At 42.1% G+C, this 11402-nt stretch carries 7 protein-coding genes; 1 reads left to right on the top strand and 6 read right to left on the bottom strand.

Translation table 11 applies throughout. The features are described from left to right. Positions 1-131 precede the first annotated feature (131 nt). A complete protein-coding gene (locus tag HWQ36_RS01060; RefSeq protein WP_292697183.1) occupies positions 132-746 on the top strand; it encodes a hypothetical protein in 615 nt (204 codons plus the stop codon). A gap of 433 nt (positions 747-1179) precedes the next feature. Here the strand turns inward: HWQ36_RS01060 and HWQ36_RS01055 are convergent, their stop codons facing one another. From HWQ36_RS01055 to HWQ36_RS01030, 6 genes are all read right to left on the bottom strand, one after another. Next, positions 1180-1770: an SAM-dependent methyltransferase gene (locus tag HWQ36_RS01055; protein WP_292697181.1), complete on the bottom strand. Its 591-nt coding sequence runs from the start codon at positions 1768-1770 to the stop codon at positions 1180-1182. Continuing rightward, on the bottom strand, positions 1767-2516 hold the full coding sequence (locus HWQ36_RS01050) for a PIG-L family deacetylase (protein ID WP_292697179.1): 750 nt from the start codon (positions 2514-2516) through the stop codon (positions 1767-1769). The genes HWQ36_RS01055 and HWQ36_RS01050 overlap by 4 nt, the downstream gene beginning before the upstream one ends. Further along, entirely contained in the window at positions 2506-3630 is a 1125-nt protein-coding gene (locus HWQ36_RS01045) for an acyl-CoA dehydrogenase family protein (protein ID WP_292697187.1), read from the bottom strand. The genes HWQ36_RS01050 and HWQ36_RS01045 overlap by 11 nt, the downstream gene beginning before the upstream one ends. A 466-nt stretch (positions 3631-4096) precedes the next feature. Beyond that, positions 4097-5302, bottom strand: a complete 1206-nt coding sequence (locus tag HWQ36_RS01040; protein WP_292697177.1) for a zinc-dependent alcohol dehydrogenase — start codon at positions 5300-5302, stop codon at positions 4097-4099. Positions 5303-5510: 208 nt separating this feature from the next. Then, a complete protein-coding gene (locus HWQ36_RS01035; RefSeq protein WP_292697176.1) occupies positions 5511-5993 on the bottom strand; it encodes an SRPBCC family protein in 483 nt (160 codons plus the stop codon). A gap of 501 nt (positions 5994-6494) precedes the next feature. After that, the gene (locus HWQ36_RS01030) at positions 6495-11201 is read right to left on the bottom strand and encodes a non-ribosomal peptide synthetase (protein ID WP_292697174.1); all 4707 of its coding nucleotides are present in this window, start codon (positions 11199-11201) and stop codon (positions 6495-6497) included. Positions 11202-11402 lie beyond the last annotated feature (201 nt).

The following is an 11402-nucleotide window of genomic DNA, read 5'->3' as shown; positions in this document are numbered from 1 at the left end:
GCCTTCTGCCTTAAAGCGCGTAACCTTTCATCATCACCAAAAGCTGACAAGAACCAGAATGTGGTTTCAAAATCGCCTTGTTTGCAGTTTTATCGCTGGATGTTTGCAGTTCGCTACAAGTAACAGCAGAAATGTATGCACTGGCAGGAGGCTTACCGCCAGTGCGGATTCCTGAAGATGTAGCTTTTTACCGTGCTTTGGTGCGGGTAAATGCCCGTTTTCGCCACAGTTCTCTAGTACGAGTAGTAACTTCGGCCAGACAAATTGGACGTACCAATGTTGGTTTAGCAAATCAGCTCAATGAGTGGATAGAAATGGGACGGCAACAGCAATCATTTGTAGTCGAGCCAGCAGGGGCGATCGAAACTCGTTTTGTTGCCCGCAGCCAATTACGAGTGATGTGGTGGTGCGTTCTTAATGGCTATCAACTAGATCGTAAGAGCGTCGTATCCTTGGCAGAGATGCTGGGAGTTTCAGTCCAATGGCTTCTGCAAAAATTGACCCAACCTTATACCTTTGGTCAGTTGTTTGAACAAGTCGAAGAACGCCAGCAGTCAGAACAAATTTGGGCTTCGCGCTGGAAATTTGTGGAAATTGGACAAGCAATTGGAGACTTGCGCTTGCGTCTTGAGAGTTTACGGCTCAGTTGCAGCAAACTCCACGGAAATTCGACCCCGGATGATTTGGAACTACCTAAAGAGCTTTACCCTACGAAAAGCCTACAAAATGGGAGTCTTAAACCTTGATCTAAGCGCGTCACATAACAGCCGATCGCACTGATCGTTTTAACTCAGCAGAGGGCAGTTTTCCGTAAGCTCAAACTACTCTCTGCAATAACTCAATACGCTTGGGTTAAGCATTTTTTTCTTCTCTCTGTTCCCTCTGTGCCTCTCTGACTTTTCCCGTTATCTTTCTATCACAGCGATCGCGATCATGAGTGCTATCCTAAAAGTCCTAGTTTCCCGTTGTTTTATTCTCATTAAACGTCTTTTATTGAAAATAGACTTGTGAGATGAAACCCTTACTATATCTATGTTTCCAGACTTAACGGGAAAAGTCAGATTGTGCAATAACTGCCTTTTTTGGTAAAACTAAATATCAAAAAATAAGGCTCATTTTCTCGAAGAGGACAGGACAAGAGGATTGGAAGACAATTCCCCTTGTCTGTTTCTTCAATTCTCAGATTCGCTCGAATAAATCAAGTCGATATTCTTCATCCCGTTGACCTTTTAAATGCCGCAGTTTATTTGGGGTCAACTCAAAAAACGAGTCATGAACTTCATCTCCACTCAATGGATAATCGCGGGCATAGAGTGTCCAATGAACTAAAAGTAGATGTCCTCCAGGTTCCAGGTGTTCCAGAATGCACTGTTGGGATTTTTTCAGGTCTTCCCAACTCCAGTAATAGCCAACTTCTGAGACTAGGGTCAAATCAAACATCTCATCAGGATATTGCTCTGGGACACGCATAATCTGGAACTTGATATTGGAGAGATGCTGACAGCGCTCTTTTGCTCTATCCTGCGCCAGTTTTGAGACATCAACTGAGAGCAGTGAGTCACAACGTTCTTGCAGTTTTTCAGTTAAAACGCCAATGGAACCACCGATTTCAAAGGCAGACCGATAGCGCTCTTTGGGTAAAGCTGCGATTGTGGCAGCATATTTGTTAGCTTCGTAAACACTTGTCTCAAACTTCCACGGGTCAGGATTTTCGCTGTAGAGTTTATCAAAGTAGCTGGGTGGTAGGGAATTAGATTGTAACGGGTTCATTGGTTTTCCTCTATATAAACTTCCCAAGGATGAGTAAAGTTTGCTAACATTTCGGGAGTTAGGCGAAAGCCTTCTGGATCGTCATCAATTAAGTCTGTAGTTTGGGAACGATAAGCAGCGATCGCTTGCTGTTTTAACTCCACCACTGCGCTAATATTCAACCGCCAAGTTGTCACATCAAGAGATCCTGGCATACTCTTTCGTTGGTCACAGTCCCAATCCCAAATCGGATACTCAATCAATCGGGGGGATAAGGGCAAATCATCCAGCACTGTGTGAATTAACTTCCACGTACCTCGGTGGTCTGCATGAGGGTCACATCGCCAGGGTAAAAAGATAATTTGTGGGGCGATTTCTGTGATGTAAGCACGACAACTAGCTATTGCAGTTTGATACTGTGTTGAAATTGACCCATCCTGCATTCTACAGAAGGTGACATCATTAACCTCTACACCCAGTAATTTTAATGCTGATAGCGTTTCCGTTTCCCGCAGAGCTAGGAGTCTATCTGCGGGATATTTTTGGGAACGAGGGTGTGAAAGAGTACCATCACTGATGACTAACACTTGCACATGACAATTTAAAGACCGTAACAGAGCGATCGCACCCCCACAACCTAATGTCTCATCATCAGGATGGGGAGCGACAATCAATGCCGAACTACAAGCGATCTCGTTAATTGAACGCCAGGGCAAAACATTAGGATTGTCTAGTGGTAATGCAATCAAGCCGAATTCATTCATCATTCCAAAGCATTGAAGCCGGATTACTTTCATGCAAGACATATTGCCCGACATTTGCCAAGGCCGCATCAAAAGCCGGTTGACGCAGATATAGAGTCAAATCTCGGATAATTCGTTCCATCGGATTTGGTGGTAGTAAGCCGCGAGTTCCAACAGAACGTTGACACAAATGCATCACATCAATGCAAATTTGTTCAATTGCTGTCCTGACCATGTTTGCATAGGCGACGAGTTGGTTTGCTTGCGGGTGGAGAACAGTGGGATCGCCACCAAACACTGGCGCATAGGCTGCTACTCGATCCGCAGCCCCCCGCAGCCAGAGATTACCACTTTCAATGGCGATCGCCATTCTGCCAAGCCGTTCCTGCTGATATGGATCGTTGGTATATTCCAACTTCTGGAGATACTGGCGAGTTAGGTTAAACAGTGCTTCCGCCCCACCTAGTTGCACAGCAGCAAACCGAATCACCCCAACAGACAACCAAGGCTGTCGATAGTAGTCTCCTGGCTGGCCGATTAAATAGCTCTGCTCCAAATCGACACCGTTAAAATCCACTTTGTAACTAGCAGTAGCTCGCATCCCAGAAGGTTGCCACCAAGCGGGATCGCTAACTGTTGTCACTTCGTCCATTGGCACAATGCACATTTGCCAACCGCCTTCTGGCAACACTCCATTCACGAAAGGACGTTCAACATAGCCAGTACCAGTACAAAATGTTTTAGAACCTTCCAGGCGATAACGCCCATTTTCACAAGGAATTATCTTCACACCATCAGAGGCTTCAGCATTCCAAACGCCAAATATTTTCTTGCGATCGCGGGCATCATGGGCGCAGCTTGTGATTTGTTCTATAGAACCAAAAGTCTGAATCAGTTGTAGGGCATTGATATGTCCTTCATAAATTCGCCCAACTGCCAGATTGCCATGCCCTATCTGCTTTAATAGCATTAAAAGCTCGTAGGTAACATTAGCATCAATTCCTGCACCCCATCCGCCTAATTCTTTCGCCAATGGTGCAGTCAATAACCCAGCCTTAGCAATTAGCTCAAACTCTTGCTTAGGAAAAGCAGTATTGCAATCTATTGCAGTGGCATTGTTTAAACAATAATCCGCAATTTCTGTGGCATGTTTTAGATCCAGAGCAATGTTAGAACCATACCATTTGGGAATGACGGCATTCTTTAATAATTGGATGCTAATAGCCGACTCCTTTCTGTAATATTTCTTTATATCTTGTTAATAGTAATTAAATTAAATCGGTTAGCATCTCTATCTTTTGTCTGATTATATACTCCACAAAAGGGAGATTATTGTATGCATAAATTATTTTTTAGCGTAGGACAACTGTAGAAAGTAAAATTCTCTTTCAGAGGTTCGTGGTGTTCAGATCCCCGACTTCGCGGAAGTTGTCGGGGATCTCGCAGCCTGGCAAAATTAATGGGACAGACCACTAGTAGGATGAGTACTTTATTCTTTGGAAGCCTTTTATGCTGGAACTTGATCTTTTTCTTGCCGCATCCAGAAACGATGTTGAGGGATCGCATCAAAACTCAAAGGTAGCCTCAGAGCCTTTCTGCCGATTTTATGCAGCCTGACCTGGTTTGAGGACAATCTTGATGCAATTGTCTTTCTTGTCTTTGAAGATTTCGTAGCCGTGGGGAGCTTGCTCTAGCGGCAAACGGTGGGTAATTACAAACGAGGGATCAATATCGCCGTTTTGAACGCGCTCGAGTAGCCTTTCTAAATATCGATGTACGTGCGTCTGTCCTGTTTTCATGGTTAAGCCTTTGTTCATAAAAGCACCCATTGGTATCTTGTCTACAAAGCCTGTGTAAACACCGGGAACCGAAACCGTGCCGCCTTTACGACAGGCAACGATCGCTTGACGCAATACATTGGGGCGATCGGTTTCCAGTCGCACCGCTTGCATCGCTTTGTCATAGAAGCCTTCCAAACCCATGCCGTGAGCTTCCATTCCTACCGCATCCATAACGGAATCGGGCCCCATTCCCCCAGTCATTTCTTTGAGGGCTTCACCCACCTCGATTTCTTCATAGTTCAGAATTTCTGCTCCCCCATCTTTTGCCATCTGGAGCCTTTCGGGAACGCGATCAATGGCAATGACACGTCCAGCACCCAGCATGAAGGCACTTCTAATGGCAAATTGCCCAACTGGGCCGCAACCCCAAATTGCCACCGTATCCCCTGGTTGGATGTCACAATTTTCGGCTGCCATATAACCAGTAGGGAAAATATCAGTGAAAAACAGGACTTGTTCATCTGCTAGTCCATCGGGAATCTTGAATAACCCGACATCGGCAAAGGGAACGCGGGCATATTCCGCTTGACCTCCTGCGTAACCCCCGGTCAAATGGGAGTAGCCAAAAAGACCCGATGGGGAATGACCCATCATTTTTTCTGCCATCCAAGCGTTGGGGTTAGAATTATCGCACAACGACCATAAATCCCGATTGCAGAAGAAACACGAGCCGCAGGAAATTGTAAAGGGAACAACGACGCGATCGCCGATGGCAAGGTCTTTGCCTTTGTTATGGATATTTCCATTTTTAAAAGCACTCCCTAGTTCAACGATCTCTCCCATGAATTCATGCCCCAAGATGTCGCCTGGTTTCATCGCCGGGTTGTAACCGTTATACAAATGTAAATCAGAACCACAGATCGCCGTTGACGTGATTTTCACGATCGCATCACGCGGATTAATGATTTTAGGATCGGGTACGGTTTCAACCTCAACCTTGTTTGTACCTTGCCAACAAACTGCTTTCATTGCTTGAGTTTCCTAAAGTGAAGTTGTTCGTCAAATGTGAAATCTATTTACGGAGTTGGGTTAAATATTTATCGTAAATTAAAGGGTTTAAGAACCTGCAATCTACATGTAGCACCCATTTCAGTCGGGGTTTAAATCCCCGTCTGAAATGTCTTTAATTTTGAATTTTGTTAGCGAGTCTACGAGCGTCATTTTGAATTTTGAATTGTTAACCTTTCCCCTTTGGTTGACCTTCTGTTGTCGCAATCTCGCCCGTTTCCATCAGCATTTTGAAGCGGTGTAAATCATCTCCTAGCTGCTGTTCGAGTGATTCACCAAAGAGTTTGGCGATCGCATCTCCGACCAATCCACCTGGTGGATTGTATTCTGTGACGACTTTCACCTCAGTACCGCGATCGTTCAGTGCTGGCTTGAAGTGGACAGAACCAGAGTTTGCAATATCTGCGCCTTCAACTGAAGTCCAACTAATCAATTGGTTTTCACGATCTTCAACAATATTTGCATCCCATTCAACACTTTTGCCTAACGGTGCGCTAGTTATCCAGTGCGATTGCTTGTCGTTATATACTTTCACGTCTTTGATATGCTTTGTAAAACTGGGCAAGTTCTCAAAGTTATGCCAAAAGCGGTAAAGTTCTTCTGCTGGCTTGTTGATCGTGACAGTTTTTTCAACCTTAATGCGTTGATTCATAACAATTGTCTCATTAGGGGCTTATCGATCAAATCTTGAGCGCAGTCCGGCCGCCGTTTCACTAGTTTCCTGCTTTGCCTTATTAACCAAGGCTCTCATGCCAAAGAGTTTATGTGTAACGTTAGGCTAGTTGGCTGCTCTGGAAGCAATAGGTAATCATGTTCAAGCAGTTACTATGACAACCTAAGTAAGTTTGAATAAACTGCTGCATCTATGGATTTACTTGGTGTAGTTAAGCCTGGGTTATGACATTTAACATTTATTAACGATGCTATTTCATCTTAGGAAGACACTTGATGAATCACCTCTAGCGTGAGACTATTTGTAGCGATCGCCTATCTCTGTTTAAGGGCTGATTGCGTATTGGGTCTAGTTATGTATTGTTTTGGTTGTATCTTGCCATTGTGCTTCTTTTGTTTAAAGCAAAGGAATCTTGGGCAGTTTTGGCAAGACGTGCTGGAATTAAAGGAAGCTCTAACGATTAAATCACAACAAAATTTTTCAGCCCTTGCTCTGTTCGTTTAAGGAAGATAACTTAATCCGCCGACTTTCACGCGATAGTGGTACTAAAACTGGGGCTTGAATTTGAGCATTGCTTTCTTTAAAGCTTTCCACCACCTTAGATAAATCTGCAATTGTCGATGCCTCAAATACACTACGCAAAGGCAACTCCACATGTAAGGTGTCGCGCACTCTAGAGACAAGCTGAGTTGCCAGTAATGAATGACCCCCCAATTCAAAGAAATTATCATAAATTCCTACGCTCTTAAGTCCCAAAACCTCAACAAAAATTTTCACCAGCATTTGTTCAACAGGAGTTCGAGGTGCGATGTAATTTTCAGGCAATTGGGGCTTGATTCCATTATGGAATGCTCTTAAGGCGTGGCGATTGACTTTACCATTAGCTGTTAGAGGTAAAGACTCCAATACTACAAAACCTGATGGTATCATGTACTCAGGCAGTTTTTGTGCTATGTAATTCTGCAATTGCGGCACTAACTTACGCGCTGCTTTGGTTTGTAGGGGATTATTGCCGTAAGATTGCCAGGGGCGAGAGAGAGTTGTGCTATGAGGAAAAATAGTTCTTTTACCTACTTCATCTTGCCGTACAAAAACTACATCATAATGTCCTTCAGTACTTGAATGTGACCAGGTAATATCAACACTGTAAGGTACGTTGAGCGCATAGAAATATTCTGGATCTACTCCGAAATTATCTAGTTCTTGCAAAGCTTTACGTATTTGACCTACAGTTTTAAAACTTTCTAAGTCTGATAGCCATTCTGCTGTTTTAATTGCTGACATCAGCCGCGCATTAGGTATATTAATAATGCTTAATATTTCTGGTTGATTCTCAATTAATAACTGGCGTACTGCTGAGACTGTTAAATTATCTTCAGACCAGTTCAGCACTGAATAATTTTCAGAATTACTAACAATTTTGGCACTAATATGAAGAATCACATTGTAACGAAACTCAGTTAACTCATTGTGATATTTACCTCGCATCAGTTGGATTTGTACATGATTAATTTGCGAAAAGCGTTGTTTGATTGCAGTAAAAAAATCTGGGTCAATAACTAACTCTGTTTCTTGAAATATTTGCTTTTGTACCCGTTGTTGCAACTCGAAGCAGGTAAGGGAAGGTTCAGCTTGATACAGTTGGACTGACGCATGGAAAGCTTGCAAGAGTGTCAAACTACGCACATCCCCTATGAAGATAAAGCCACCTGGAGCAGTTGCCTGCACAGCACCTTCTAATACACTAATCAGATAATCAATAGTAGGGAAATATTGTACAACTGAGTTCAGAATTACTACATCAAAAGCTGCTGTTTCTACTTTCTCGAAGTCAGTAGCCATTTGCTGATACAGTCTTACCTGCGGCATTTCTTGTTTTTGTAGCTGTTGCTGAATGCAGTTAAGTGAAACGGAGGAAAAGTCTGTTCCCCAATATTTAGTGCAGTGAGGTGCAATTCTAAATAGAATCAAGCCAGTTCCACAACCAATTTCTAACACTCGTTTGGGTTGCAAAGCCAAAATCTGCTCGACTTGGTTATCCACCCACTCACGCATCTGCTCTGCTGGAATAGGCTGATTTGTGTAACTACTATTCCAGCCGACAAAATTGAATGTAGGATCTGAATCAGTAGATTGATTATAAGTTTCGTTATACAGCATCTGCCATTGCAAAACCTGCTCATTCTGCAATTGCATTAATTCCAAATTCTCCTGTTCGTTACTGTATTCAGTTTTTGCTATTACATAAGCTACTAGGCGCTTTTCCTGTTCATCCTCACTAGTTATTACTACAGTTTGCTGCACTGCTGGATGCTGACTCAGTACCGCTTCAATTTCTCCCAACTCAATACGATAGCCACGAATTTTTACCTGATCATCAAGGCGACCTAAAAATTCAATGTTGCCATCTACTCGATAGCGAACTAAATCACCTGTTTTATAAAGTCGCGCTTTTAACTTATTAGTAAAAGAATGATAGATGAAAGATTCAGCAGTTAAGTCAGGATGGTTTAAATAACCTCGTGCTAACCCATCACCACTTATGTATAACTCTCCCGAAACGCCAATAGGTACTGGTTGTAAATGTTTATCTAATATGTAAATTTTTGTATTGGCGATCGCATGACCAATTGCAGGTGCTAAATTACCTTTATTCTTAACAGAAATATGACCAGAAGTTGTTACAATTGTATTCTCAGTTGGCCCGTAATTGTTAAATACTTGGAAACAGTGAGAAGCTAAAGGATATTGATTTAGTTTGTCTCCACCTGTGAGCAATATTCGTAAAGCTGCGTTCTGAGGAAAATCTAATAATAAAACTTTCTCTGCTAAAGGTGTTGGTATAAAACAAATTGTTATCGCTTTTGATACTAGCCAATCTCGGAGATAGTCAGGCGATCGCCTGGTTTCATCATCTACAAAATAAATGCTTGCCCCAGTAGTCAGATAAGGCCAAATTTCCCAACTGCAAGCGTCAAAAGCAACTCCAGAAATCTGCGTTGCTCGTTCAATGGGTGAAACTGCAAACGCTTTTTGATGCCAAAATACTAAATTTAACAATCCTCTATGTTCAATTTTAACCCCTTTAGGTTTTCCAGTTGACCCAGAGGTATAAATGACATAAGCGAGGTGATCTACTGTAACTTTACTAGTAAGATTATCTTCAATCTGTTGAGAAAGAATCTCCCAATCCTTATCTAAAGAGATTATTTGCGAATTATAGTTTTTCAGACGTTCAAGCCATCGCTCGTGAGTTAATAAAACTGAGACTTGAGCATCTTCAAGCATAAAGTTTAAACGTTCAGATGGATAGCTTGGATCTAAAGCTACATAAGCTCCACCTGCTTTCAGTATGCCCAACATCCCGATTATCATATTAAAAGAGCGTTCTACACAAAGTCCTACTAAAACTTCGCTTTTAACTCCTAATTTTTTGAGATAATGTGCAAGTTTATTACTGCGTATATTTAACTCTTTGTAGCTAAGTTGCTCATCGCCAAATACTAGTGCAGTTGCCTCACCATTCTGCTCTGCTACGCTCTCAATTAACTGATGGATACACTTATCTTGAGGATATTTTGCCTGGGGATTGTTCCATTCAACTAACAATTGATATAGCTCAGATTCGCTTAAAAGTGGTAAATGTGCAATTCGCTCTTCTGGATTTGCAACTATACCCTCCAGTAATATTTGGAAGTGTCCTAGCATCCTGGTGATAGTAGCGTCATCGAATAAATCAGTGCTATAAATTACAAAACCACTAATTCCTTCTGAGCTATCTGCCCATAACCCATTTTGAGTATTTGGCTCCCACAAGTGGAACTCCAAATCAAAGCGCGTTGTTTCTGTTTCAAATGGTAGCGGACTTAAAGTTAAACTAGGTAACTCTAAGGCTGTCATCGGCGCATTTTGGAGCGCAAAAACAACTTGAAATAGCGGATTTTGATTCAAATTACGCTCTGGATGCAGTTCTTCTACAAGTTTTTCAAAAGGTAAATCTTGATGGCTGTATGCTCCTAAAGCTACCTCTTTAACTCGACTCAATAGTTTCCGAAAAGTTGGGTTTCCTGATAGATCGGTACGCAGTACTAAGCTATTGACAAAAAAGCCAATTAATCCCTCAATTTCACTACGATTGCGATTGGCAATAGGTGAACCAATAGCAATATCTTCTTGTTGTGTGTAGCGGGAAAGTAAAGCTTGGAATGCTGCTAGTAGGGTTATGAATAAAGTTACCCCTTCTTGTTGTCCGAGAGCTAAAAGTGCTTTGCTCAAACTTTTTGATAATTGCAGAGGTTGCCTTGCACCCTGATAATTTTGAACAGCTAGTCTTGGTCTATCGGTTGGCAGGTTTAGCATAGAAATGCCGTCTAATTGCTTCTGCCAGTAACTCAGTTGCTTTTTTAATACTTCCCCTTGCAACCATTGGCGTTGCCAGTATGCAAAGTCTGCATATTGGATTGTAAGTTTCGGTAGAGGAGAAGGCTGATTGCTGGCAAAGGCTGTGTAGAGTGCTGCTATCTCTTGAATCAGCACCCCAATAGACCAACCATCAGAGACAATGTGGTGCATAGTTAGCAGCAGGATGTACTGTGTATCATCCAACCACAACAGTTTTACTTGCAGCAATGAATCAGTTGATAAATTGAAAGGACGTTGAGCTTCTTGCGTAGTGAGTTGTCGTGCTTGTATTTCTCGTTCGGCTTGTGGCAGTTGCCGTAAATCTATTATTGATAAAGGTATTGTTAGGGTAGGATTAATTACCTGAATTGGTTGCCCTGTCTGTACGACAATAGTGGTGCGTAAAGCTTCATGTCGTTGCACGATTTCGTTAAAAGTTTGCTCTAGCGCGGCTAATTTCAGCGAACCTGTTAAATGTAGTGCTAGTGGAATGTTATAGAAAGGATTATTAGGGATTAATTGGTCAAGAAACCACAGTCGTTGTTGAGCAAAGGAGAGAGGAATATTTCCTGAGCGCGAAATAGGTACGAGAGGTTTAAAACTGTGGTTATTAGTGCGATTAGATGCTTCTAAAAATTCAATAATTTCTGCTTTCCGCTCTTGAATTTTTGCACGCAATTCTGGTGTAAGAATTCCATCAGGGGCGTTAGCGCGAAACTTTTCACCATCAATAAAAACTTGAATATCTAAGCTGCGAAGATAAGTTAAAAACTCAACCGTATTCAAAATTAAACCCCTTCGCAAGTATTGTTATTTATTAGAAGTTAGTAGGCAGCTATGCTGGAGGAATATTCTTGTGTCATCAGCTTTTTAACATTTCTCAACTGGATAGTTCTTTTTGCCAAGCTGCACTGCTTATAACCTAACCCAGCATTTTTATCACACTTCTAAGACTGTATAAATCATTCCTGGGAATGAAACTTGGAT

Source organism: Nostoc sp. NMS2 (assembly GCF_017115105.1).
Classification (GTDB): Bacteria; Cyanobacteriota; Cyanobacteriia; order Cyanobacteriales; family Nostocaceae; genus Nostoc.
This window is presented reverse-complemented; position numbering and strand designations above follow the sequence as displayed.